At 49.3% G+C, this 436-nt stretch carries 1 pseudogene; it reads right to left on the reverse strand.

Going from position 1 to position 436, the window contains the following annotated elements:
* Positions 1-436 (reverse strand): annotated as a pseudogene (locus NE664_14265) (NAD(P)-dependent oxidoreductase).

Consider the following 436-nt stretch of genomic DNA (forward strand, 5'->3'; position numbering starts at 1 on the left):
GCCAGCTGCCGGCCGCGCCGCTTGAAATTGTATCAAGCATAATAGTTACATCTACGCCCATGACTTTCGCATAGCTTACCGCTTCGGCTACGCCGCATACGGTGCCTGCAATGGCAATCTGATTCGCCATTTTTACATGCTGCCCGCTTCCGGCTTTTCCTTCATACCTAATATTTGTACCCATTGCCCCAAATATATCGGCGCATGCGTCAAAGTCCTCTTTACGGCCGCCCACCATAATTGGAAGGGTTCCTTTTTCCGCTCCGATATCTCCACCGCTTACGGGAGCGTCAAGAGCTTTGAGCCCCTTTGCGGCCGCCGCTTCAAATATCTCTCGGAAAGTTTGGGGCTTGTCGTAGTCATATCAATTATATACGAACCTTCTTTGGCATTTTCAATAATCCCGTTTTCTCCGAAATATACTTCCTCAACGTCC

It is taken from the genome of Anaerotignum faecicola (assembly GCA_024460105.1).
GTDB lineage: Bacteria > Bacillota > Clostridia > Lachnospirales > Anaerotignaceae > JANFXS01.